We start from the raw sequence: 24,586 nt of genomic DNA on the forward strand, positions 1-24,586 counted from the left end.
TCCGCTACCTTTAGTATCAGGCACCTGAGTTTAAGGATGGGGATATTTTATGGATCAAGCAGGGATTATTCGCGATCTCCTTAGCTGGCTGGAAGGTCACCTGGATCAGCCTCTCTCACTGGACAATGTGGCAGCGAAGGCGGGCTATTCCAAGTGGCATCTGCAAAGAATGTTCAAGGACGTGACCGGCCATGCTATCGGTGCCTATATTCGCGCCCGTCGCTTATCTAAGTCGGCGGTTGCCCTACGCCTGACCGCGCGTCCGATTCTTGATATTGCGCTGCAGTATCGCTTTGACTCGCAGCAGACTTTTACTCGCGCCTTTAAAAAGCAGTTTTCGTTGACGCCAGCCCTCTACCGACGCTCTCCCGACTGGAGTTCCTACGGTATGCGCCCTCCGCTGCGTCTGGGCGAGTTCACCATGCCGCACTATGAATTCGTCACGCTGAACACCACTCAGCTGGTCGGCGTCACCCAGAGCTATACCTGTAAGCTGGAGGAGATCTCCGATTTCCGTAATCAGATGCGCGTCCAGTTCTGGCGGGAATTCCTCGCCAATACGCCATCGATTCCTCCGACGCTGTACGGCCTGCATGAGCCGCGTCCTAGCCTCGATAAAGACGATGAGCAAGAGGTGTTTTACACCACCGCGCTGACGCCGGAGCTGGCAAACGGCCACCTGCATAACGCCCATCCGGTAACGCTGGAAGGCGGCGAATACGTGATGTTTACCTACGAAGGTTTGGGCACCGGGCTGCAGGAATTTATTCTGACGGTTTACGGCACCTGCATGCCGATGCTTAACCTCACCCGTCGTAAGGGCCTGGATATTGAACGTTTCTTCCCGGAAGATGAAAGCCGGAATCAGGAACCGCCTATTCAGCTGCGCTGCGAATACCTGATCCCGATTCGTCGTTAACGCTGGAGCTCATCCATCGCGGGGGCATCAAGATGCGACACATCCCCCGCGGTTTCCACCACCCATCCCGACGCCAGCCAGGGGCTTTGCTGATAGTCAACGCGGGAAATAGAGCAGTTGCGTAGACGCAGGCGACGCTCCGCGTAAGCGGGCAGACCAAGAATCGTACTCACCAGACATCCCAGCGCCATCCCGTGGCTCACCAGCAGCGGTCGGCTACCCGCGGGCAGTTCCAGACAAGACGTCAGCGCCGCGTGCATACGCTCGCTCAGCTCCTGCATTGACTCCCCCTGCGGGATACGCCCGTCGGGCGTGCCGTTAACCAGCTGTCGACGCCAGCCCTCCTCTTCTTCGCTCAGCGAGTCGATATGGCGCTTTTCAAGCACGCCCATATCCAGCTCACGCAAGCGTGAATCGGTCACGACGCTGCATCCGCAGGCTTCAGCGATGATTTCTGCGGTACGGCGCGTGCGGCCTAAATCGCTGGCGATAATATGCGTAATTCCCAACGTTCTGGCGCGCTCGCCCACCTGCCAGGCCTGACGCTCACCGTGGGCGGTAAGCGGGCTGTCGGACTGGCCCTGAATACGTCGCTCGGCGTTCCACTGCGTTTCACCGTGGCGAACAAGGTATACCTGTAACATGCTTTATTATCCGTTCTGAGCTCTTAACCCTCGAGCTACAAGCATAGCCGCCTGCAGCAAGAATGATTTGGAGTATACTGCGATGATGTTTAGTAATTCTGAGTTGTTTTGATTATGCACCATGTTGTCTCAGCTACCACTAATCCCGCCAAAATTCAGGCAATTCTGCAGGCTTTTAACGAGATCTTCGGCGAAGGATCCTGCCACATTGAGTCCGTCTCCGTCGAGAGCGGCGTGCCGGAACAGCCTTTTGGCAGCGACGAAACGCGCGCTGGCGCACGAAATCGCGTGGCTAACGCGCGTCGTGCGCGGCCAAACGCGGACTTCTGGGTCGCCATTGAAGCCGGCATCGACGAAGGCAGCACCTTTAGCTGGGTGACGATCGACGACGGCAGCCTGCGCGGCGAAGCGCGCTCGGCGACCCTGCCGCTACCGCAGGTTATTCTTGAAAAAGTCCAGGCAGGAGAAGCCCTGGGGCCGGTGATGTCTCAGCATACCGGCATCGATGAAATTGGCCGCAAAGAGGGCGCTATCGGCGTATTCACGGCCGGCAAGCTCACCCGCAGCAGCGTTTATCATCAGGCCGTCGTGCTGGCGCTAAGCCCGTTCCATAACGCTATTTATCGTCAGCTTTAATCAACGCCTGCTCCAGCCACAGACGTAGCTCCGCCGGTGCCGATTTGAGGCTGTTCGAACCGCGGGTAATGGTGGCGATCCCGGCGCCGAGTTCGTTTTTCAGCTCGCGCTGGCTCATCTCGCCGCGCAGTAGTTCTTCAATGATGCGCACCCGCGTGCCGAGCGCCTCGCGCTCGTCGGGCGTCAGCATGAGCTGTAAAAGCGGCAGATGGAGATCGTCGGCGTACGCCTGCTGCAGGAGGGCGACAAAACGCAGCCACTCCTGATGACGCTGTTCGGCCACCGCCGCTGAATAGGGGGATTGTTGGGTCATGTTACGCCACCTGTCGAATGTACTCACTAACGAGTACAAAGCATAACATACTTCTGTCCGGACTCTACGGATTTCGGGCAACATCGCGAAATCCGATGTTGCCCGAAGGAGGCTGTATTAATAGCGCAGCTTCCACTCCGCATCGCTCAGCAACGTGTCTTTCTGACCCATAAAATAGCGATAGTAGGCATCATAGGACAGAACGTTTTTCACATAGCCGCGCGTTTCAGAGAACGGAATGCTCTCGATGAACGCCACCGCATCAATGCGTCCGCCGCTGTTGCCCCGCCAGGTGCGCACTCGCCCAGGACCGGCGTTATAGGCCGCAGAGGCGAAGATTCGGTTATTGCCAAACTGCTGGTAAACATATTGCAGATAGCTGGTACCAATGTTGATGTTCATTTCCGGATCCAGCAACTGCGACGGACCGCTATAGCCGGGAATACTGAACATGCTCACCGTATGCGTTGCCGTACCCGGCATAATCTGCATCAGACCGCGGGCGCCAACCGGTGAACCGGCTTTCGGGTTCCAGGCGCTCTCCTGGCGCGCGATGGCCATCGCGTAGCTTTGCGGAATATCTTTACCGCTGATGTAGCGGGTAAAGAGGTCGTTATAGGCCAGCGGGAAACGCTCTTCCAGCTGATCCCACAGTTTTCCGGCGATGGTGGCCTGGACGCTCAGATCCCACCAGTCCTGATTAAACGCGTAACGAGCCAGCTGCGCCTGCTGATCTTTGGTTTTGCTGGTCACCAGGTTTGCCCACTCGCTGCGGGCGGTATTATCCATATTCCAGTACATCAGCTCGCGGACCCGCGCCATTTCCGGCCCCGAGGTCAGCGTCGGGTCGAGATTCGCCGGCGCTTTGTCGACACGGAAGGTGTACTCCTCGCCAAGGCGCTGGGCGGCGACCATGGGATAAAAGCCGCGCTGCTGCATCAGCGAGCGCAGAATATCTTTCGCTTCGTCATCACGTCCGCGTTCCAGCAGCAGATCGGCCTGCCAATAGCGCCATTCGTCCTTCTCTTTCGCCTCCATCGGTAAACGCGCCAGCCAGGTGTTCAGGCCACGGCGATCCCCAAGCCCCAGCGCCATACGTACCCGGCGCTCCACCAGCGAGGTGGATTGCGAACGCATAATGGCGTCGTCGCGCCAGATGGCCTGCTCTTCGGTCACATCGCTGCCCATCAGGCGCCAGGCGACGATATCCCGCAGCTCCTGAATCTGATCTTCATTGAGCTGCTGCGCCTGCGCTAGTGAGGGGATCATCAGGCGCGCGTTTTCCACATCCTGCCGGGCAACGCTGGCAAACGCGACCGCCGCCATCTGGCGAGTGAAATCCGTCGCGCCGGTTGTGCGGGCGAAGGTCATCACGCTATTGGGATCGTCAGCCAGCGCGATGACCGCCGTGGCAATGGTTTGATAGTCGGCCGGCATCTGCTGGGCCAGAACCCGTACCAGGCTGGTATTGCCGGCTTTCATCGCCAGGCGAATGCGTTCAAGGTAGGCCAGCGGATCCTGCTGACCGGAGGCGCGCCAGGCGCCAAACAGCTGGTCACAGGCGTTTGGCTGGCTTTTGCCGCTCAGCCACAGCGCTTTCGCCCCATCCCAGGCTTCCTGAGCCTGGCCGACGTTCCATTTCGCATAGTAGTAATTGCACTGCGCCTCGGTGCCGGTCGGCTTATCCGGGCTGAAGGCCAGCAGGCCGCGCCAGTCGCTGCGGCGCGCCAGTTCGTTGACGAACCGTGATTTCAGCGATCGTGCGGGAGGCAGCGTAGGATTGGCGGCAATAAAATTGGTCACCACCAGCGCCGGCTGGTTCATCAGATCGTCGGTAATCTGCCGGTACTGGAGATAAGGATAGAGCGGATAGGTCGTTAGCGTGGGCATCAGCTGATTAACGACATCCATCTGTCGACCGTCCCACGCCTGTTTAATTTGAGCATAGCGGCTGCGCTGTTCATCCAGTGAATCCGCATGCGCCAGTTGGCTTAACGTCAGCAGACTTACGCCGGCGGCCAGAAGACGCCACGTCACAGTTTTGGCTTTTTCCACAAGCTCTTCCTCTATTCAGGTACACCACAGCAGCATCATGCCGCGGGAAAAAATTTCAGGTATTACGTAGATATGCTAATCAGACAACGCGAATCGCGCCACGTCCCGGACATTTTTTTACTCTTTTGTGAATCCCATCGCCTCGCTGGGATTAAAGCGCGAAAAAGGCTACACTTCGCCTTTGAAAACTATTCACTACCCTACTCAATATCATTCTGGCTGCATTAAGCTAGCCTGAGGGATGAAGAGTATATAAAAGAGGCGAAGTCCAACGTGGCTCAATTCGTTTATACCATGCATCGTGTCGGCAAAGTGGTTCCGCCGAAACGTCATATTCTGAAAAATATCTCCCTGAGTTTTTTCCCTGGCGCAAAAATCGGCGTTCTCGGTCTGAACGGCGCCGGTAAGTCGACCCTGCTGCGTATTATGGCCGGCATCGATACCGATATCGAAGGCGAAGCGCGTCCGCAGCCGGGCCTGAAAATCGGCTATCTGCCGCAGGAGCCGCAGCTCAATCCGGAGCAGACCGTACGTGAGTCTGTTGAAGAAGCGGTGGCCGAAGTGGTCAATGCGCTGAAAGGCCTGGACGAGGTGTACGCCAAATACGCGGAGCCGGATGCCGACTTCGACAAGCTCGCCGCCCAGCAGGGCAAGTTCGAAGAAATTATCCAGGCGCACGACGGGCATAACCTGAACGTGCAGCTGGAACGCGCCGCCGATGCTCTGCGCCTGCCGGACTGGGATGCGAAAATCGCCAATCTCTCCGGTGGTGAACGCCGCCGCGTCGCGCTGTGCCGCCTGCTGCTGGAAAAACCAGACATGCTGCTGCTCGACGAACCGACCAACCACCTGGATGCGGAATCCGTGGCCTGGCTGGAACGCTTCCTGCACGACTTCGAAGGCACCGTGGTGGCGATCACCCACGACCGTTACTTCCTCGATAACGTCGCCGGCTGGATCCTTGAGCTTGACCGCGGCGAAGGTATTCCGTGGGAAGGCAACTACTCCTCCTGGCTGGAGCAGAAAGATCAGCGTCTGGCGCAGGAAGCGTCTCAGGAAGCGGCGCGTCGTAAGTCAATCGAGAAAGAGCTGGAGTGGGTCCGTCAGGGCGCGAAAGGCCGTCAGTCTAAGGGCAAAGCCCGTCTGGCGCGCTTTGAAGAGCTTAACAACGTTGAGTACCAGAAGCGTAACGAGACCAACGAACTGTTTATTCCGCCAGGCGCACGTCTGGGGGATAAAGTGGTGGAAGTCAGCAACCTGCGTAAATCCTACGGCGACCGTCTGCTGATTGACGATCTGAGCTTCTCGGTACCGAAAGGCGCTATCGTCGGCATCATCGGTCCTAACGGCGCGGGTAAATCGACGCTGTTCCGCATGATGTCCGGTCAGGAACAGCCTGACGCCGGTTCTATCACCCTCGGTGAAACCGTCAAGCTGGCTTCCGTCGATCAGTTCCGCGATGCCATGGACAACAGCAAAACCGTGTGGGAAGAAGTTTCCGGCGGGCTGGATATCATGAAGATCGGCAACACCGAGATGCCGAGCCGCGCCTACGTGGGCCGCTTTAACTTCAAAGGGGTTGACCAGGGCAAGCGCGTCGGCGAGCTGTCCGGCGGTGAGCGCGGACGTCTGCATCTGGCGAAGCTGCTGCAGGTGGGCGGTAACGTCCTGCTGCTTGATGAACCAACCAACGACCTGGATATCGAAACCCTGCGCGCGCTGGAAAACGCCCTGCTGGAGTTCCCGGGCTGCGCGATGGTTATCTCGCACGACCGTTGGTTCCTCGACCGCATCGCGACCCATATTCTGGACTACCAGGATGAAGGTAAGGTGGAGTTCTTCGAAGGTAACTTTACCGAATACGAAGAGTACAAGAAACGCACCCTCGGCGCCGATGCGCTGGAGCCGAAGCGTATCAAGTACAAACGTATCGCGAAATAAAAGCAAAAGGGCAACGCAGGTTGCCCTTTTTGGTGTTTGCCCTCTCTCCCGCCGGGAGAGTGTTGTAGCCCGGCTCAGGCATTCAGGCCGCAGAAGGCCTATCCCTGCTCGCCCATCATCTCTTTTACCAGCTCAACGCAGCGCAGGAAGCGGGCATCGTAATCGGCCTCTTTCACATGCACAAAATCTATCTCGTTTTCTTTGAGCAACGACACCAGCATCGTCTGAAACTCCTTGCGGTCTACCGAGCTGCCAAGGCTACGTAAACCGTCGGCTACCCACGGCGTGTTGTTTTCCAGCAGGATGACCAGGTCAAAACGATACTCGTCGATCAGCGCTTGAACAAAGGGGTGTTCCCGCCCTTCGTACTTGAGACAGAACGCCTGGGTGCTGACAAAATCCGTGTCGATGAACGCCACCTTGTTGGCATACTTCACCGCGAAATCAATATATTGCGCGTGCCCAAGGGCAATCTTGTCATAGTCGGAGTATTGCAGCGCCATCTCATCGCCGCCGAGGTGCGAAAAGACATAGTCGCGGCCATATTCCCAGGCGCTGGTGGTATTAAAGATATTGGATAGCTTATTCACCAGCGTCGATTTACCGCTCGACTCACCGCCGAGGATCGCCACCGTGCGCACAAAAAACGGCTTCACTTCGGTAGGAATATATTCCCAGTAGCGGAACGGATTTTCACGGATCTGCCCGCCGCTGATGTTCATAAAGGTGCGTTTAGGATCGATGAGTACGGTTTCAATTCCCAGATGATCCAGATACTGCGGCGCGTCGCCCTCTTCCGAGGTGTAGATCCAGTTAGGTTCGATGCCCTTCTCGCTCATAAAGGCGCGGATCCCGCGGCTCCAGACGTCCCAGCCGTGCGGATAAGGCTCCATTCCCTCTTCATTGAAGGCGTGGATGCGGATATTCTTCTGATACTTAAAGGTTTGCAGCAGCCAGCGCAGGCGGTCAGGTACGGTCGGCTGCTGCGACATCGCGCTCTTTTCAAACAGCTCACGGTCACGGGGATCGTCGTAGCCCATAATGATGTGCAGCTCATCGACCTGGCTACAGGCGCGCTGAATCAAGTAGATATGGCCGGTATGCAGCGGGTAAAACTTACCAAATACCACGCCAACGCTTTTTTGCCGACGCGGAAACTCCAGCCCGAGAAACCGGTGCAGCGCTTCCAGCTTCTGCGCGCTGGGGCTTTTAATTTTCGCGTTCAGCAACTGGCTCAGATAGCCTTTTGTCATCCCGCTGGCGTCCGCTACCTGCTGTAGCGTACAGCCCTTCTGCTTAATGGCGCTTTTTAAATAGTCAAATGACGACATAGCGAGTCTCCTTTTCACTTATTATAAGTCGTCAAAGACGCTTAGCGCGTCCGCAAGCTTTTTCACGCCAAAGATTTGCATCCCTTCCGGCGCTTTTTTCGGCACATTCGCTGCCGGAACAATCGCCCGACGAAAACCATGCTTAGCCGCTTCGGAGATACGCTCCTGCCCGCTCGGCACCGGGCGAATTTCGCCTGCCAGCCCCACTTCGCCGAAGACGACCAGATCCTGCGGCAGCGGACGGTCGCGCAGGCTGGATACCATCGCCAGCAGCAGCGCCAGGTCGGCGCTGGTTTCGGTGACCTTCACCCCGCCAACCACGTTGACGAAGACGTCCTGGTCGGCCATCTGCAGACCGCCGTGACGATGCAGGACCGCCAGCAGGATCGCCAGGCGGTTTTGCTCCAGCCCCACCGCCACGCGGCGCGGGTTGGACATCATCGAGTGATCGACCAGCGCCTGGATCTCCACCAGCAGCGGTCGCGTGCCTTCCCAGACCACCATCACCGAACTGCCGGAGGTCACTTCGTCCCCGCGGCTCAGAAAGATGGCCGATGGGTTGCTTATCTCACGCAGCCCCTGCTCGGTCATGGCGAATACGCCCAGTTCGTTGACCGCGCCGAAGCGGTTTTTATGGCTGCGCAGGGTGCGGAAACGAGAATCGGCGTCGCCGTCGAGCAGCACGGAGCAGTCGATACAGTGCTCCAGCACTTTCGGCCCGGCCAGCGAGCCGTCTTTGGTGACGTGACCGACCATGACGATAGCCACGCCGCGCGTCTTGGCAAAGCGCGTTAAATAGGCCGCCGTTTCGCGCACCTGGGCCACGCTGCCCGGCGACGACTGCACGTCGGCCATATGCATGACCTGGATGGAGTCGATAACCATCAGCTGCGGCTTTTCTTCGTCGGCTATCTGGCAAATCTGCTCAATGCTGGTTTCTGACAGCATATTGAGGTTGGCCGTCGGCAGGCCTAAACGGTGAGCGCGCATCGCCACCTGCTGAAGCGACTCTTCCCCGGTGACGTAGAGCGTTTTCATGCCTTCGGAGAGCTTACACAGGGTTTGCAGCAGCAGCGTCGACTTACCCGCGCCGGGGTTGCCGCCGATCAGAATCGCGCTTCCCGGCACCACGCCGCCGCCGAGCACGCGGTCAAACTCTTTAAATCCGGTCGAAAAACGCGGCAGCGCTTCGAGGCTGATATCGGAGAGCTTCTGCACTTTCGACACGCCGGCATTACCGGCATACCCTGACAGGCGTTCGTTTCTTGCCACCTGCGGCGAAGCGGCAATGCGCATCTCGGTTATGGTATTCCAGGCATGACAGGCGCTGCACTGCCCCTGCCAGCGCGGATAATCCGCACCGCATTCATTACAGACAAATGCGCGTTTTGGAGCTTTCGCCACGTTAACCTCTTACTTTTGATTCATGCTGCCGGAGAGAATACAGAATACCCCCATCAGGTCAGCGTGGCGGATTGTCACCTCCGCCAGTTCATTAACTTTTGGCTTTGCATGATAGGCAATGCCGAGCCCTGCCGCTTTAATCATCGGCAGATCGTTTGCGCCATCGCCAATGGCGACGGTTTGCCCCGGCGGGATCTCATACTTTTCCGCCAGTTTACGCAGCGTATTGGCTTTATATTTCGCATCGACGATATCGCCGATGACGTTGCCGGTCAGCTTACCGTCCCTGATCTCCAGTTCGTTGGCGAACACCGCGTCGAGATGCAGCTTGTCGCGCAGATACTCGGCAAAGAAGGTGAAGCCGCCGGAGGCGATCGCCACCTTCCAGCCAAGCGTCTCCAGCTTCAGCACCAACTGGGTCAGGCCCGGCATCAGCGGCAGCGATTCGCGCACCTGCAGCAGAATGCTGGCATCGGCATCTTTCAGGGTCGCCACGCGCTGGCGCAGGCTGGCGGTGAAATCAAGTTCGCCGCGCATCGCGCGCTCGGTCACTTCCGACACCAGCTCGCCGGTCCCGGCCAGTTTGGCGATTTCATCGATGCACTCAATCTGAATCGCCGTCGAGTCCATATCCATGACCAGTAAGCCCGGCGTACGTAAATGCGGGATTTTACCCAGCGGCGCCACGTCAAACCCGGCCTCATGGGCCAGACGGGTGGCACGAAGCGTAAGGGAGCCCGCCAGCCGCATCACCTGATAGTCGTCAACCGCCCAGGAGGCGACGATAACCAGCGCCGCGCCCAGCTCGCGCTGCCACTCGGTCAGACGATGCTTGTTAAGACCGCGACCATACAGCAGCCAACCGCTGCGTCCGGCATGATAATCCAACGGCATGACCTCATCACCGCTCAGGGAAAGCGGCAATCCAGGCCACAGGGAAACATCTTCAGGCAGGTCGCACCAGGTCAAACTGTTTGGCATCACGGCTCCACATAACTTCATTCAGGCGAGGAAAATAACGCATGAGGCTACCTTGTAACCAGCGCTTCTGGCAACATTAAGCTGCAAATTTTCAAAGGTGGAATATGGTACGCGCAAAACTTAAATTCCGACTGCATCGCGCGGTAATTGTTCTGATCTGTCTCGCACTCCTCGTCGCCCTGATGCAGGGGGCCTCCTGGTTCAGCCAGAACAGTCAGAAGCAGCGCAATCCGCAGCTGGAAGAACTGGCACGCACGCTCGCCCAGCAGGTCACGCTAAACCTGGCGCCGCTGTTGCGTAGCGAAACGCCCGATGAAAAGCGAATTAGCCAGCTGCTGGAACAGCTTACCCACAAAAGTCGCATCCTCGACGCCGGCGTTTATGACGAGCAGGGCGACCTGGTGGCGCGTTCAGGCGAAAGCGTCGAGGTACGCGATCGGCTGGCGCTGGACGGTAAAAAAGCGGGCGGTTACTTCAACCAGCAAATTGTCGAGCCTATCCAGGGAAAAAACGGCCCGCTCGGCTACCTGCGCCTGACGCTGGATACCCATACCTTAGCCACCGAAGCGCAGCAGGTCGATAATACCACCAATATCCTGCGCCTGATGCTGCTGCTATCGTTGGCCATCGGCGTCGTCCTGACGCGCACTCTGCTGCAGGGGAAACGTACCCGCTGGCAGCAATCGCCTTTCCTGCTCACCGCCAATAAGCCGGTGCAGGATGAAGATAAAGATGAATCAGAATAAGGAAATCGCTATGTCCACGTTGCGCCTGCTGCTCTCCGACTCTTACGACCCCTGGTTCAACCTGGCGGTTGAGGAGTCTATTTTTCGCCAGATGCCCGCCACCCAGCGGGTACTGTTTCTGTGGCGCAATGCCGATACGGTGATCATTGGCCGGGCGCAAAACCCGTGGAAAGAGTGTAATACCCGACGCATGGAAGAAGATAACGTGCGCCTCGCGCGTCGCAGCAGCGGCGGCGGCGCGGTATTCCACGATCTGGGCAATACCTGCTTTACCTTTATGGCCGGCAAACCGGAGTACGATAAAACCGTTTCCACGAATATCGTCCTGTCAGCGCTGAATGCGCTGGGCGTCGAGGCGGAAGCCTCGGGCCGCAACGATCTGGTGGTGAAAACCACTGAGGGCGACCGCAAGGTCTCCGGCTCCGCCTATCGCGAAACGATGGATCGCGGCTTTCATCACGGTACGCTGCTGCTGAACGCCGATTTAAGCCGTCTGGCCAACTACCTCAATCCTGATAAGAAGAAGCTGCAGGCCAAAGGCATTACCTCCGTACGCGGACGGGTAGCCAATCTGGTCGAGCTGCTGCCGGAGATTACCCATCAGCAGGTCTGCGAGGCGATTCAGGAGGCATTCTTCGCCCATTACGGCGAACGCGTCGCAGCTGAAGTGATCTCGCCGGAGAACATGCCGGACCTGCCGAATTTTGCCGCGACCTTTGCGCGCCAGAGCAGCTGGGAGTGGAACTTTGGCCAGGCGCCCGCCTTCAGCCATCTGCTGGATGAGCGTTTTACCTGGGGCGGCGTAGAGCTCCATTGCGACGTCGAGAAAGGCCATATCACGCGCACGCAGGTCTTTACCGACAGCCTTAACCCGGCGCCGCTGGAGGCGCTGGCCGCCAGATTGCAGGGTTGCCTGTACCGCGCGGATATGCTGCAGCAGGAGTGTGACGCGTTGATTGGGGATTTCCCGGAGCAGGAAAATGAGCTGCGGGAGTTGTCAGCGTGGATTGCACAGGCCGTACGCTAGCTACGGCCTGGTACCCTCATCCCGGCCCTCTCCCATAGGGAGAGGGAGGAAGAGATGATTACTCTTTATCGCCCAGCAGAACGGATTCCAGCGCGATTTTAATCATGTCGTTGAAGGTCGTCTGACGTTCAGCGGAACTGGTCTGCTCGTGGGTACGGATATGGTCGGAGACCGTGCAGATGGTCAGCGCTTTAGCGCCAAACTCCGCCGCGACGCCGTAGATACCGGCCGCTTCCATTTCCACGCCCAGGATACCGTATTTTTCCATCACGTCGAACATCTCGCCGCCATCCGGCGCATAGAACAGGTCGGCGGAGAAAATGTTGCCCACGCGAGCGTCAACGCCCAGCGCTTTTGCCGCGTCAACCGCGTTACGCACCATGCCAAAGTCGGCAATCGCCGCAAAGTCGTGGTCTTTAAAACGCATACGGTTAACTTTAGAGTCGGTGCAGGCACCCATGCCGATAACCACGTCGCGCAGCTTAACGTCCATACGCACCGCGCCGCAGGAGCCTACGCGAATGATTTTTTTGACGCCGAAGTCGGTGATCAGCTCTTTTGCGTAAATGGAGCAGGACGGGATCCCCATACCGTGGCCCATAACGGAAATTTTGCGGCCTTTGTAGGTGCCGGTGAAGCCCAGCATACCGCGCACGTTGTTCACTTCGCGGACGTCTTCAAGGAACGTTTCTGCAATGTGCTTCGCGCGCAGCGGGTCGCCCGGCATCAGCACAACGTCAGCGAAATCGCCCATTTCTGCGTTAATGTGTGGAGTAGCCATCGTTAAATCCTTCTGAATGTTGTTGCCTGATGGCGGCAGCGCCTTATCAGGCCGACAAAAAAGGCCCGGCGAACGAAGCTCGCCGGGCAAATAATCACAGCATGTTTTTGCCGTAGTCCATCGCAGAGGTACCGAAGTACGTCGCCAGGGTCTGGCCAATATCCGCGAAGGTTTCACGGTGACCCAGCGAGCCCGGCTTCACTTTCGGGCCATAAATCAGTACCGGAATGTGTTCACGAGTATGGTCGGTACCGGTCCAGGTCGGGTCGCAGCCGTGATCGGCGGTCAGGATCAGAATGTCATCTTCCCCGACCAGTTCCATCAGCTCCGGCAGACGGCGATCGAACAGCTCCAGCCCTGCGGCATAGCCTGCAACGTCGCGGCGGTGGCCCCAGGAAGAGTCGAAGTCTACGAAGTTGGTGAAGACGATGGTCTCGTCCCCCGCTTCTTTCATCTCTTTGATGGTGGCGTCAAACAGCGCATCCAGGCCGGTCGCTTTCACTTTTTTAGTGATACCGCAGTTGGCGTAGATATCGGCGATTTTACCCACCGATACGACCTGGCCCTTTTTCTCGTCGACCAGCTTCTGCAGTACCGTCGGCGCCGGCGGCTCAACGGCCAGATCGTGGCGGTTACCGGTGCGCTGGAAGTTGCCGGCTTTGTCGCCGATAAACGGACGCGCGATTACGCGACCAATGTTGTAGCCGCCTTCGGTCAGCTCTTCACGCGCGATTTCACACAGCTCGTACAGCTTATCGAGACCATAGGTCTCTTCATGGCAGGCAATCTGGAATACCGAGTCAGCGGAGGTATAGAAAATCGGCTTGCCGGTTTTCATATGCTCTTCGCCCAGCTGGTCGAGGATAACGGTACCGGAAGAGTGGCAGTTGCCGAGGTAGCCCGGCAGGTTGGCGCGCTTAACCAGCTTATCCAGAAGCTCCTGCGGGAAGCTGTTTTCATGCTCGGGGAAGTAGCCCCAGTCAAAGAGAACCGGCACGCCGGCGATTTCCCAGTGGCCTGACGGGGTGTCTTTACCGGAAGAGAGTTCATGCGCCCATGCGTAAGCGCCGATAACTTCCGCGCTGCCGTCCATACCGGCGGCAACTTTACCGGTAGAACCCTCATGGGCTTTAACCAGCCCCAGACGGGTCAGATTAGGCAAATTCAGCGGGCCTTTGCGGCCGTTGTCAGCCTCGCCCTTGGCGCAGGCTTCTGCAATATGGCCCATGGTGTCCGAGCCGACGTCGCCAAAGCGATCGGCGTCTTCAGTCGCACCGATGCCGAATGAGTCCAGCACCATAATAAATGCACGTTTCATATTATTCTCCGTACCTTTTGCGCTGTAAAAAAGCGATCAGATCAGTATATAACTATTCGGTGATACGACGATAGACCGTCGGCGTCATTTCAGGCGCTTTAGCGCCAAGTTTTATGGCGGCTTTAACGGCCCTGGCCGCTTCCTGCCAGCTGTTTTCATCTTTTGCATGGATAACCGCCAGCGGCTGCTGCGCGTCGATACGCGCGCCGAGGCGAACCATATCGGTGAAACCGACGCTGTAATCAATCAGATCCGAGGCCTGACGGCGACCGCCGCCCATCGACACCACCGCCATGCCCAACGCACGGGTGTCCATTTCTGCGACAAACCCTTCGCCTTCGGCGTAGACCGCTTTGCTCAGCATCGCGGCCGGCAGATATTTATCGTAGTTTTCCACGAAGTCGTTCGGCCCTTTTTGCGCCGCCACCATCCGGCCGAAGACGTCGGCGGCTTTACCGTTATCCAGCACCGCCTGCAGCTTCGCCCGCGCGTCGGCGTCGTTCTCCGCCAGTTTGCCGGAAATCAGCATCTCGACGCATAGCGCCATCGTCACCTCAAGCAGCCGCGGATTGCGGTACTCGCCGGTGAGGAACTGCACGGCTTCACGCACTTCCACCGCATTACCGGCGCTGGAAGCCAGTACCTGATTCATATCGGTTAACAGCGCGGTCGTTCGCACGCCGGCGCCGTTGGATACCCCGACGATCGCTTCAGCCAGCGCGGCGGAAAGCTCATAAGTAGGCATAAAGGCGCCGCTGCCGACTTTGACATCCATCACCAGCGCGTCCAGTCCTTCCGCCAGCTTCTTGGCCAGAATCGAGGCGGTAATCAGCGGGATAGAGTCCACCGTCGCGGTGATATCGCGCGTCGCGTAAAAACGTTTGTCCGCCGGCGCCAGAGAGCTGGTCTGCCCGATAATCGCGACGCCGACATCTTTAATGATTTCCCGGAAGCGGCTATCGTCCGGGAAGATATCGAACCCTGGAATCGCCTCCAGCTTATCGAGCGTACCGCCGGTGTGCCCGAGGCCGCGCCCGGAGATCATCGGTACATAGCCGCCGCAGGCCGCGACCATTGGCCCCAGCATCAGCGAAGTCACATCGCCCACGCCGCCGGTGGAGTGTTTATCGACGATTGGGCCATTAAGGTTAAGATGTTTCCAGTCCAGAACGGTTCCTGAATCCCGCATCGCCATGGTCAGCGAAACGCGTTCCGGCATAGACATATCGTGGAAAAAAATGGTCATCGCCAGCGCGGCGATCTGCCCTTCTGAGACGGTGTTGTCGCGGATGCCGTTGATGAAGAAGCGAATTTCTTCATCACTCAGCGCATGACCATCACGTTTTTTACGAATAATTTCTTGTGCGAGAAACAAGATAACCTCCCGGGGAAAGAGTTAAAGACCAACCGCAGGCCGGACAACATCCGGCCTTGAGGTCGGTAAATTACGTTTTAGTAGCTGCTGGCGCTCTTACCATCGCCGTGACCCAGCGCTTTCAGCAGGCTTGCCAGCAGGCTTGCCAGCAGGCTGGAGGCGCCAAAACGGTAGTGGCGAGAGTCCGCCCAGTCGGCACCGAACAGCTCATCGGCAATCGCGAGGAATTTTTGCGCGTCTTCTGCGCTACGCACGCCGCCTGCCGGCTTGAAGCCGACGCTCTGCTGAACGCCCATATCGCGGATGACCTCCAGCATGATGCGCGCGCTTTCCGGGGTCGCGTTCACCGGAACTTTACCGGTAGAGGTTTTGATGAAGTCGGCGCCGGCTTTGATGGCGATTTCAGACGCTTTACGAATCAGCGCATCTTCTTTCAGTTCGCCGGTTTCGATAATCACTTTCAGCAGCACGTTTGCTGCCGCGCAGGCTTCTTTACAGGCTTTCACCAGGTCAAAACCGACCTGTTCGTTGCCGGCAATCAGCGCGCGGTAAGGGAACACGACGTCAACTTCGTCAGCGCCGTAAGCGATCGCCGCGCGGGTTTCCGCCAGCGCGATATCAATATCATCGTTACCGTGCGGGAAGTTAGTCACCGTCGCGATGCGAATATCCGGGGTACCCTGCTCGTTCAGCGTTTTACGCGCGATCGGGATAAAGCGCGGGTAGATGCACACTGCGGCAGTATTACCTACCGGTGTTTTGGCCTGGTGACACAGCGCGATCACTTTTTCATTGGTGTCATCATCGTTCAGGGTGGTCAGGTCCATCAGTTTCAACGCGCGCAGGCTGCTTGCCGTTAAATCAGTCATTTCATACTCCGACGGCGTAGTGCCGTTTTAAAGTTTGTTCACCTTGCGAGTCTGTTACTATTGTAACATTCCCTCGCCGCTACACTTCGATACACATCACAGTTAATGAAAACTAATTGCTAATTTGCATTACTGTATAGTGATAAAAATCACAAAATAAAGCCTAATCCGTGCGCTTCCACTGCCAGACTCTCTATAAGCATAATCAGGAATCGCCACTGCGAATCGATGTTATTATTATAACATAACCTCGCAACAAGCCTCGACACCGGCACCGCCATTTTGTGCGAAAAAATGCCAGATACATCATGAGTGATTGATAAATAGAGAATTATAAAATGATAGGATTTTAACACTCAGAAGTGAGAACCCCACGGCGGCAATGCCGCGGGGTTCTTGGCGTGCAAGACGGCGTTATAGCGCGAGGAATACGCCCGCTATCGTGGCGCTCATCAGGTTAGACAGCGTTCCCGCCGCCACGGCCCGCATGCCCAGTTGGGCAATTTCCTGGCGGCGATTAGGCGCCATGCCGCCCAGTCCGCCAATCAGGATGGCAATGGACGACAGGTTGGCAAAACCGCACAGGGCAAAGGAGATGATGGCCTTGGTGTGGGTTGAAATCACCTGCAAACCGGCGGCAGCGACCTCGGTATCGGCTTTCAGATACTCGCCGAAATTCATGTAGGCCACAAACTCGTTGATAATCAGCTTCTGGCCGATAAACGAACCGGCAACGGTGGCTTCATTCCACGGCACGCCAATCACCCACGCCAGCGGCGAGAAAACCCAGCCAAGGATCATTTGCAGCGACAGGTCCGGATGGTTAAACCAGCCGCCCACGCCGGAAAGAATACCGTTAACCAGGGCAATCAGCGCGATAAACGCCAGCAGCATCGCCCCGACGTTAAGCGCCAGCTGCATCCCGGAAGCCGCGCCGGATGCGGCGGCATCCAGCACGTTCGCCGGCGCCTGCGGATCGGCGTCATTTTTTTCCATCGCCGGGTTGTCCCGGGGCTGCTCGGTCTCCGGCACGATAATCTTCGCGAACAGCAGGCCGCCCGGCGCCGCCATAAACGAAGCGGCGATCAGATATTCCAGCGGTACGCCCATCTGAGCGTAACCGGCCAGAACGGAGCCCGCTACCGAGGCCAGCCCTCCGCACATCACCGCGAAAAGCTCGGAACGGGTCATGGTGGCGATGTAAGGACGCACCACCAGCGGCGCTTCGGTCTGACCAACGAAGATGTTCGCCGTGGCGGAGAGCGACTCCGTGCGCGAGGTTTTGAGTACCGCGCGCAGCGCCCCGCCGAGGATGCGGATAACAAACTGCATGATGCCGAGGTAATAAAGCACGGCGATCAGCGATGAGAAGAAGACGATGACCGGCAGGACGCGCAGGGCAAAAACAAACCCGCCGCCGCCGAAGACCTCAAACATCTTATCGGAAACCAGCCCGCCAAAAATAAAGCCGATCCCTTCGTTGCCGTAGGCAATCACGTTGGCAACGCCGTTCGATATGGCCAACAGCGCCGTACGCCCGGCCGGTACATAAAGAATTAACGCGCCGATCCCGACCTGGATAATCCAGGCGCCAAGGACGGTGCGCAGATTGATGGCTTTTCGATTACTGGAGAGGAGCACAGCGATGGCTAACAGCACCACCATGCCAATAAGTCCCATGATAATTTGCATACAGAGTCCCTGTGTATTGATAGTTCAGTCTAAAACCCCGCGATTATAACGGCATGAAACCATCACGCTTATTTCAGCTCACACATTTTAAGCAAAACAATGAGATAAAAAGGCAGGAATGAGACACAGGTCACTCAGTAAGACGTTACTGAAGGGAAAAAATCTCTTTTGTATTATCTATCAGGGTATTAGCTATCACTTCCGCGGGCTCAGGGCGCAGCTCGCATAGGGTGGAGAAGACGCGCGCCGCCTGTTCGGGCCGGTTCGGCTGCCCCTGGAAACCGTTCAACGGCATATCCGGCGCATCGGTCTCCAGCAGTAGCGCCGAAAGCGGCAGCTGCGCCATCACATCGCGGGTCTTGCTGGCGCGCGGGTAGGTAATGGTGCCGCCAACGCCAATCTTATAGCCCAGTTGCACAAACCGCTCCGCCTGCTGAAGGCTGCCGGCAAAACCGTGGACCACGCCGGTTCGCGGTAAAGCGTGTTTTTTCAGCAGCATCGCCAGCTTATCGTGAGTGCGTCTGGAGTGGAGGATCGCCGGCAAATCGTAGCGTTTCGCCAGACGTAGTTGCGCCTCAAATACAGAAAGCTGGCGCTCAAACTGCGGATCTTCGCGATAGAGATCGAGACCTATCTCCCCGACCGCGACCAGCTTAGCATCGCGTTTCGCCAGACAGCGCTCAAGCCGTTCAAGGCTGTCGGCGCCATGCCGCTCAATCGCTATCGGGTGGAGGCCCAGGGCGGCGTAGAGCTCGCTATGCTTCTCTGCCAGCGCTAACACGCGGTCAAAGTTATCCGCTTCCGTCGCGGGCACCACGATCTGCGTCACGCCAGCCCGCACCGCCCGGGCAATACTGGCGCTTTCGTCACCGGTGAACGGGGGGAAATCGAAATGGCAGTGGGTATCAATAAATCGCAGGGTCACGCCAGATCCTCACTCTCAAAGCTGGCATCATTGGCCTGCACGGCCGCGATAACCGGAGCCTGGGGGATCTCATTGGCCACCGGCGCCGGCGGGATAACCACCGTTTTCGGCACCGCAATACGCGGCGCATGGCGCAGCAGCGGCGGTCTGTCGGCCAGCAGTTTGCCGACGGTGGCGAGGAAATAGCGCCCGCACTGGCGCCCGGTCTTGTAGTCTTCCAGCAACGCCGGCAGACGGCTGCCTAACGCCATACTCTTCAACGGCTTCTGCGGATAAATCTCCAGAATTCTCAGCTTACCCGGCGGTTTTTCAATGAACTCCTGGGTGGAGCGATAGGTGGTTTCGTGGTGCTGCACCAGATTCACAAACGGCTGCAGGCTGCTTTCGCCGAGCCAGCGCTCCATCCGCTTAAACCACTGCGGGGTGTAGTACATCTGGGACGGTACGGTGCGGATCACCACGATGGTTTGCGCCCCGCGACGGGCGGCCTCCTGCACGGGGATCGCATCGCTGACGCCGCCGTCGAGATAGCTCACGCCGTCCAGCAGTACGCCGCTGCGGTAAAAACCGGGAATGGCGCTGGAGGCGCGAATCAGGTCAAGCCAGGTCTGCTGGGTTGGGGAGAAGTAGTTTGGCGTGTAATCATCGCCGCGACAGGCGCACATCCAGAACTCTTTGCCCTGGGCAAAACGATCTTCAGCATAGGCCATCGCCAGCGGCATTTTTTTCGCGGTGCTGTCGACCAGCCAGTCGAGATCGATAAGATTTCCGCCGCGCACAAAACGCATCGGGTCGAAAAACTCGCGGGCGGTGGTGTAGCGGGTGATCACCTTACGGGCATAGCCGGGCTGGTTGCACAGATAGGCCGACAGGTTTTGCGCCCCGGCAGAGGTGCCAAACATCATATCGAACGGGTTAAATCCCGCGCGCATGAATTCGTCCAGCACCCCGGCGGTAAAAATCCCTCTCTGTCCCCCGCCTTCGCACACCAGAGCAAGCCTGCCCGGCTGGAAGGGTTTAACAGATAACGGCGTAATGTTGCCCAACGTAACGGGAATTCGCTGCCCCACCCTGCTTTCCTGTCCTGCTTATTATAAAAACAAAGGTAACGCATTTTTTAACGCCCTGAAACCGAGAAAGCCAGTCACATTGACTGGCTTTATGTAAGACGGTATTTCACACGTTAACGTCTAGGGACGCCGACGGCCGGTGAACAGGCTGACCAGGAACAGGATAATACCGACAACGAAGACAATTTTCGCAGCCCAGGCAGCGGTACCAGCCAGGCCACCAAAGCCCAAAGCGGCGGCAATTAACGCGATCACCAGAAAAATAATGCCCCATCTAAACATACGTCTCTCCTTACCATAGTTAATGACGGTCGATTTTCTGCGCACTCAGGCCGCGCATACACAACCCTGTGGTGCTACACATCCTGCGGAAAGGCCGCAGAATAATTTTTTTAATGAATAGATTTATTTGACGCTAAGGTCGTTCTTCACGCTTTTGACGCCGGATACAGCTTTCGCAATACCTTCCGCCCGCTCCGACTGCTTACTGGATGCGACCGTACCGGATAGATGTACAACGCCATCGGTGGTCTCTACCTTCACGTTTCGCGACGGAACGATATCGTCAGCCAGCAATTTAGCTTTGATCTCGCTGGTCACCGCCGTGTCGCCGGCATAGCCCTTCAGCGAAGCAGATTTTTCGTTCTGCACGCTAAGCTTATCGTTAACGGAGCTCACGCCTTCAACCGCCTTCGCGACGCTAAGCGCCTGCTGGTGCTGTTCTGAACTATCAACCGTCCCGCTTAAGGTGACGACTTTATCTTCAGTTTTCACAGAGATATCGGTGCTGCGAATATCTTTATGATCGATCAGCGCCGCTTTCACCCTGGCGGTGATGGTGCTGTCGTCCATAAAATTCCCGACTTTGTTCATCGAATTATCGACGGCTTGCCCGGCATTGCTTGCTGCAGATTTCGCGCTGTCTACGGTCGAGTTTTCTGCATACGCCGAAGCGCTGATTATTGCTGAGCCCAGGAAGAGGGCCAGGAGTGTCTTGCCGCTCTTAAGTCTTGTCATCGTCGTTCCTCGTTATATCTAAGCAGGTAAAGCAAAATAAGTAGTCTATTAAGCCAGGATTCCAAAAATTACTTATTAAATGTAGTAGATACACGGAAGAGTGCGGCATTAACGGGTAAAAAAGCGCGCAAAACGGTAAGAATTAAGAACTTTCCAGAAAGGGCAAACCGAGGGGAAAATGGCGTGGAGCGCGGCGAAAACCGCGCTCCAAAGAGGATTAGTGCTCGCGGGTTTTACGGAACTGGACGTCTGGGTAACGTTCCTGCGTCAGATTCAGGTTCACCATGGTCGGGGCGATATAAGTCAGGTTATCGCCGCCATCCAGCGCCAGCTGAATTTCATTCTTACGCTTGAACTCTTCAAATTTCTTCGCGTCGCTGCATTCCACCCAGCGTGCGGTCGCGACGTTGACGGACTCATAAATCGCCTCGACGTTGTATTCGCTCTTCAGACGAGCGACAACCACGTCAAACTGCAGCACGCCCACCGCGCCGACGATCAGATCGTTATTGGCGATCGGCCGGAATACCTGCACCGCGCCCTCTTCCGAGAGCTGTACCAGTCCTTTCAGCAGCTGCTTCTGCTTGAGCGGATCTTTCAGGCGAATACGGCGGAACAGTTCCGGCGCGAAGTTCGGGATACCGGTGAACTTCATCATTTCGCCCTGGGTGAAGGTATCGCCAATCTGGATGGTGCCGTGGTTATGCAGGCCAAGGATATCGCCCGGATACGCTTCTTCCACGTGCGAACGGTCGCCGGCCATAAAGGTTAGCGCGTCGGAGATCACCACGTCCTTGCCGATACGCACCTGGCGCATCTTCATGCCCTTCTCGTACTTACCGGAAACCACGCGCATAAAGGCCACGCGGTCGCGGTGTTTCGGGTCCATGTTAGCCTGAATTTTAAACACGAAGCCGGTGAACTTATCTTCCGAGGCTTCCACCGTGCGGGTGTCGGTTTTACGCGGCATCGGCGCAGGGGCCCACTCCACTAAACCGTCCAGCATATGATCGACGCCAAAGTTACCCAGCGCGGTTCCGAAGAATACCGGGGTAATTTCGCCCGCCAGGAACAGCTCTTTATCGAACTCGTTAGACGCGCCCTGCACCAGCTCCAGCTCATCGCGCAGCTGCTGCGCCAGGTCTTCACCCACCGCCGCATCAAGCTCCGGGTTGTCTAACCCTTTCACGATGCGCACTTCCTGGATGGTGTGGCCTTTACCGGTCTGATACAGGTAGGTTTCATCTTTATAAAGATGGTAAACGCCCTTGAACAGTTTGCCGCAGCCAATCGGCCAGGTGATCGGCGCGCAGCCGATTTTCAGCTCGTTTTCCACTTCATCCAGCAGCTCCATCGGGTCACGGATGTCGCGGTCGAGTTTGTTCATAAAGGTCAGGATCGGCGTATCGCGCAGACGGGTGACTTCCATCAGCTTACGGGTACGATCCTCGACGCCTTTTGCGGCATCGATAACCATCAGGCAGCAGTCCACCGCCGTCAGGGTACGGTAGGTATCTTCGGAGAAGTCTTCGTGCCCCGGGGTATCCAGCAGGTTAACCAGGCAGTCGTGATAGGGGAACTGCATCACGGACGTGGTGATGGAGATACCGCGCTGCTTTTCCATCTCCATCCAGTCAGATTTTGCATGCTGGCTGGAGCCGCGGCCTTTTACCGTACCGGCGGTCTGAATCGCCTGTCCGAATAACAGAACCTTTTCAGTAATGGTCGTTTTACCGGCATCCGGGTGAGAAATAATGGCAAAAGTGCGGCGCTTGGCCACCTCCTGCAAATAAGGAGACAACGTCATAATTCAATCTTCTTGAGTAAGCGGCAACGCGCCGCGCATGTTGAATACGAAAAAATTGCGGCTATTTTACCCATCAATGGGGGGGAGGCAATCAGTGTTTACACAGGAGTTGCTCCAGTTCGCTCAAAGAGGTGACCGTCCAGTCCGGGCGGAGGTCCGCGGGCAGCTCGCGTTGATGGGGGTTGAACCAGCAGGTCGCCAGGCCGGCATTTACGCCGCCGCGAATATCAGACTCAGCGGTATCGCCAACCATCAGCACCCGCGAACGATCGGGGTTGCCCGCCTGCGCCAGCGCATAGTCAAAAATACGCGCATCCGGCTTAGCCACCCCAACCTCTTCGGAGATAATCAACAAATCAAAGTGATCGCGTAAACCGGTACGTTCAAGACGCGTCTGCTGTAGCGAGGTAAAACCGTTGGTGATGATGCCCATTTTCACCTTCCCCTGCAGCGAGTCGAGCAGCGATACGGCCCCCGGCAGCGGCGAACAGATTTCCGCCATCGCGTTCATAAACGCGGCGTTCAGCTCGCCGGGAGGGACATTCAGGCGCTCCGCCCAACCGTCAAAGCGCTGATGCTGCAGCTGAAGCGAAGTAATGGCGCCGTTCTGATAATCCACCCACAGCGGCTTATTCACGGCCTGGTAGTCCTGAAAATCCTCTGCGGAGAACGTCACGCTATAGTCGAGAAACATCCGCTGTAGGCCGCTAAACGAGTCAAACGTAAATAACGTTTCATCGGCATCAAAGAAAATCCAGTCCCACTTCATCGTATCACCTTGTCTTACATACTGATTGGCAGTGCCATAATGATTGCGTCCTCACGTCCGTCGACCGTGGGGTAATAGTTGCGGCGAATCGTCGCCTCGTTAAAGCCTAAGCTTTCATAGAGCGCGATGGCGGCGACGTTAGACGCGCGCACCTCCAGCCACAGCGTGACGACGCCGCGTTTTTCGACCTCATCAATCACCTGTTCCAGCAGTTCCCTGCCCAGACCGCGACGCTGAAACGCGGGGTCGACGGCGATATTGAACAGCGTCGCCTCGTCGAGGATGATTTGCGTAATGGCAAAAGCCGCCATCACGCCGTCCACGGACAGTTGAAGATTCAGATAGCGCTCGCCCTGATTACTGGCAAACGTCTGCTCGCTCCACGGAAAAGCGTGGGCGCGCGTTTCAATTTGCCAGGCGCGGGGCAAATCAGCCGGGTTGAGGGTAGAAATCGTGTTCATGTGCGCAAATCTGTTGCCAGAGCGCCATGCGGGCAGGCGTACTGGTCTGAAGTTCATCGAAAGCGGGCGTGGCGATCTGTGCGCCCGCCAGCGGTAGCGGCGCGTCGGTGCCCAGCCGCCAGCTATTACAGCGTGCGTCCTGAGGCAGCATCGCAACGCGCTCAGGCGTCAGCTGCATCACCTGCTCCGGCGTCAGGGCCAGCGCGCGCAGAATATCGCTGATAAGCGGTTCGCTCAGCAATGGCGGTTCTTCCGCCACCATCACCAGGCGAATATGTCCAGGAAGCGAGATAGCGATTTCACCCTGTAACGCCCCAGGACGACGCAGCGACCACTGGGTGATGCCCAGCTGCTGTAATTGCCAGTCTCGTCGGGATGTCATAGCGAAACACTCCTGTTAATTAAGCGCGCAATATAGCAAATCCGTCGTATCTGCGCCAACAAACTACGCGGCGGTCGGAGCGCGTCCCACCGCCAACAAAGAGGCAGCCTGAAAGATAACGTG

At 57.2% G+C, this 24,586-nt stretch carries 24 protein-coding genes; 5 read left to right on the forward strand and 19 right to left on the reverse strand.

What is annotated here, in order from left to right; genetic code table 11:
• Nucleotides 1-49 precede the first annotated feature (49 nt).
• The gene (gene robA, locus ACE3MN_RS22855) at nucleotides 50-919 is read left to right on the forward strand and encodes an MDR efflux pump AcrAB transcriptional activator RobA (protein ID WP_004132273.1); all 870 of its coding nucleotides are present in this window, start codon (nucleotides 50-52) and stop codon (nucleotides 917-919) included.
• Here robA and gpmB read toward each other — a convergent pair.
• Nucleotides 916-1,563, reverse strand: a complete 648-nt coding sequence (gpmB, locus tag ACE3MN_RS22860) for a 2,3-diphosphoglycerate-dependent phosphoglycerate mutase GpmB (protein ID WP_004128725.1) — start codon at nucleotides 1,561-1,563, stop codon at nucleotides 916-918. The genes robA and gpmB overlap by 4 nt on opposite strands.
• A 114-nt stretch (nucleotides 1,564-1,677) precedes the next feature.
• Between gpmB and yjjX the strand changes: the two genes are divergently transcribed.
• Nucleotides 1,678-2,199 carry an inosine/xanthosine triphosphatase gene (yjjX, locus tag ACE3MN_RS22865; RefSeq protein WP_004132276.1) on the forward strand — a complete coding sequence of 174 codons (522 nt, stop codon included), beginning with the start codon at nucleotides 1,678-1,680 and terminating at the stop codon, nucleotides 2,197-2,199.
• On the opposite strand, the gene trpR is transcribed toward yjjX, so the two are convergent.
• Both trpR and sltY read right to left on the reverse strand, forming a co-directional pair.
• Complete coding sequence (gene trpR / locus ACE3MN_RS22870; RefSeq protein ID WP_004132278.1) at nucleotides 2,180-2,512, reverse strand: trp operon repressor; 333 nt, start codon at nucleotides 2,510-2,512, stop codon at nucleotides 2,180-2,182. The genes yjjX and trpR overlap by 20 nt on opposite strands.
• 117 nt (nucleotides 2,513-2,629) lie before the next feature.
• Entirely contained in the window at nucleotides 2,630-4,567 is a 1,938-nt protein-coding gene (sltY, locus tag ACE3MN_RS22875; protein WP_049086192.1) for a murein transglycosylase, read from the reverse strand.
• A 273-nt stretch (nucleotides 4,568-4,840) separates the two neighbouring features.
• Here sltY and ettA point away from each other — a divergent pair, with 273 nt between their 5' ends.
• Nucleotides 4,841-6,508, forward strand: a complete 1,668-nt coding sequence (gene ettA, locus ACE3MN_RS22880; RefSeq protein ID WP_014227837.1) for an energy-dependent translational throttle protein EttA — start codon at nucleotides 4,841-4,843, stop codon at nucleotides 6,506-6,508.
• Nucleotides 6,509-6,606: 98 nt separating this feature from the next.
• On the opposite strand, the gene nadR is transcribed toward ettA, so the two are convergent.
• The 3 genes from nadR to serB are packed head-to-tail and all read right to left on the reverse strand — an operon-like array spanning nucleotide 6,607 to nucleotide 10,224.
• Entirely contained in the window at nucleotides 6,607-7,839 is a 1,233-nt protein-coding gene (nadR, locus tag ACE3MN_RS22885) for a multifunctional transcriptional regulator/nicotinamide-nucleotide adenylyltransferase/ribosylnicotinamide kinase NadR (protein ID WP_004132285.1), read from the reverse strand.
• Nucleotides 7,840-7,860: 21 nt separating this feature from the next.
• Nucleotides 7,861-9,243, reverse strand: a complete 1,383-nt coding sequence (gene radA / locus ACE3MN_RS22890) for a DNA repair protein RadA (RefSeq protein WP_024360394.1) — start codon at nucleotides 9,241-9,243, stop codon at nucleotides 7,861-7,863.
• 9 nt (nucleotides 9,244-9,252) lie between these two features.
• Nucleotides 9,253-10,224 carry a phosphoserine phosphatase gene (gene serB / locus ACE3MN_RS22895; RefSeq protein ID WP_098363101.1) on the reverse strand — a complete coding sequence of 324 codons (972 nt, stop codon included), beginning with the start codon at nucleotides 10,222-10,224 and terminating at the stop codon, nucleotides 9,253-9,255.
• A gap of 104 nt (nucleotides 10,225-10,328) precedes the next feature.
• Here serB and ACE3MN_RS22900 point away from each other — a divergent pair, with 104 nt between their 5' ends.
• Entirely contained in the window at nucleotides 10,329-10,970 is a 642-nt protein-coding gene (locus tag ACE3MN_RS22900) for a YtjB family periplasmic protein (RefSeq protein ID WP_004128710.1), read from the forward strand.
• A 10-nt stretch (nucleotides 10,971-10,980) separates the two neighbouring features.
• Nucleotides 10,981-11,997 carry a lipoate--protein ligase LplA gene (lplA, locus tag ACE3MN_RS22905; protein WP_102650372.1) on the forward strand — a complete coding sequence of 339 codons (1,017 nt, stop codon included), beginning with the start codon at nucleotides 10,981-10,983 and terminating at the stop codon, nucleotides 11,995-11,997.
• A gap of 58 nt (nucleotides 11,998-12,055) precedes the next feature.
• Here the strand turns inward: lplA and deoD are convergent, their stop codons facing one another.
• The 13 genes from deoD to ACE3MN_RS22970 form a co-directional block, all read right to left on the reverse strand.
• Nucleotides 12,056-12,778, reverse strand: coding sequence for a purine-nucleoside phosphorylase (gene deoD, locus ACE3MN_RS22910; protein ID WP_004098401.1), 723 nt, complete (start codon nucleotides 12,776-12,778; stop codon nucleotides 12,056-12,058).
• Between the two features lie 94 nt (nucleotides 12,779-12,872).
• Entirely contained in the window at nucleotides 12,873-14,096 is a 1,224-nt protein-coding gene (gene deoB / locus ACE3MN_RS22915) for a phosphopentomutase (protein WP_049130039.1), read from the reverse strand.
• A 52-nt stretch (nucleotides 14,097-14,148) separates the two neighbouring features.
• The gene (gene deoA, locus ACE3MN_RS22920) at nucleotides 14,149-15,471 is read right to left on the reverse strand and encodes a thymidine phosphorylase (RefSeq protein ID WP_098067343.1); all 1,323 of its coding nucleotides are present in this window, start codon (nucleotides 15,469-15,471) and stop codon (nucleotides 14,149-14,151) included.
• A gap of 77 nt (nucleotides 15,472-15,548) precedes the next feature.
• The gene (gene deoC, locus ACE3MN_RS22925; RefSeq protein WP_375364178.1) at nucleotides 15,549-16,340 is read right to left on the reverse strand and encodes a deoxyribose-phosphate aldolase; all 792 of its coding nucleotides are present in this window, start codon (nucleotides 16,338-16,340) and stop codon (nucleotides 15,549-15,551) included.
• Between the two features lie 414 nt (nucleotides 16,341-16,754).
• Nucleotides 16,755-18,032 carry a NupC/NupG family nucleoside CNT transporter gene (locus ACE3MN_RS22930; protein WP_064411449.1) on the reverse strand — a complete coding sequence of 426 codons (1,278 nt, stop codon included), beginning with the start codon at nucleotides 18,030-18,032 and terminating at the stop codon, nucleotides 16,755-16,757.
• Nucleotides 18,033-18,177: 145 nt separating this feature from the next.
• On the reverse strand, nucleotides 18,178-18,957 hold the full coding sequence (locus ACE3MN_RS22935) for a metal-dependent hydrolase (RefSeq protein WP_004132297.1): 780 nt from the start codon (nucleotides 18,955-18,957) through the stop codon (nucleotides 18,178-18,180).
• A complete protein-coding gene (locus ACE3MN_RS22940) occupies nucleotides 18,954-20,027 on the reverse strand; it encodes a patatin family protein (protein ID WP_049086200.1) in 1,074 nt (357 codons plus the stop codon). The genes ACE3MN_RS22935 and ACE3MN_RS22940 overlap by 4 nt, the downstream gene beginning before the upstream one ends.
• 120 nt (nucleotides 20,028-20,147) lie before the next feature.
• Nucleotides 20,148-20,309 carry a DUF1328 domain-containing protein gene (locus ACE3MN_RS22945; RefSeq protein WP_003856556.1) on the reverse strand — a complete coding sequence of 54 codons (162 nt, stop codon included), beginning with the start codon at nucleotides 20,307-20,309 and terminating at the stop codon, nucleotides 20,148-20,150.
• Nucleotides 20,310-20,432: 123 nt separating this feature from the next.
• On the reverse strand, nucleotides 20,433-21,044 hold the full coding sequence (gene osmY, locus ACE3MN_RS22950) for a molecular chaperone OsmY (protein ID WP_004132300.1): 612 nt from the start codon (nucleotides 21,042-21,044) through the stop codon (nucleotides 20,433-20,435).
• Nucleotides 21,045-21,261: 217 nt separating this feature from the next.
• Nucleotides 21,262-22,851: a peptide chain release factor 3 gene (prfC, locus tag ACE3MN_RS22955; protein WP_004128689.1), complete on the reverse strand. Its 1,590-nt coding sequence runs from the start codon at nucleotides 22,849-22,851 to the stop codon at nucleotides 21,262-21,264.
• 91 nt (nucleotides 22,852-22,942) lie between these two features.
• A complete protein-coding gene (yjjG, locus tag ACE3MN_RS22960; RefSeq protein ID WP_004128688.1) occupies nucleotides 22,943-23,620 on the reverse strand; it encodes a pyrimidine 5'-nucleotidase in 678 nt (225 codons plus the stop codon).
• Nucleotides 23,621-23,634: 14 nt separating this feature from the next.
• Entirely contained in the window at nucleotides 23,635-24,081 is a 447-nt protein-coding gene (rimI, locus tag ACE3MN_RS22965) for a ribosomal protein S18-alanine N-acetyltransferase (protein WP_004128686.1), read from the reverse strand.
• Nucleotides 24,050-24,463, reverse strand: a complete 414-nt coding sequence (locus ACE3MN_RS22970; protein ID WP_004132304.1) for a DNA polymerase III subunit psi — start codon at nucleotides 24,461-24,463, stop codon at nucleotides 24,050-24,052. The genes rimI and ACE3MN_RS22970 overlap by 32 nt, the downstream gene beginning before the upstream one ends.
• Nucleotides 24,464-24,586: the final 123 nt, after the last annotated feature.

The organism is Klebsiella grimontii, from assembly GCF_042137965.1.
In the GTDB taxonomy this organism is placed as follows: domain Bacteria; phylum Pseudomonadota; class Gammaproteobacteria; order Enterobacterales; family Enterobacteriaceae; genus Klebsiella; species Klebsiella grimontii.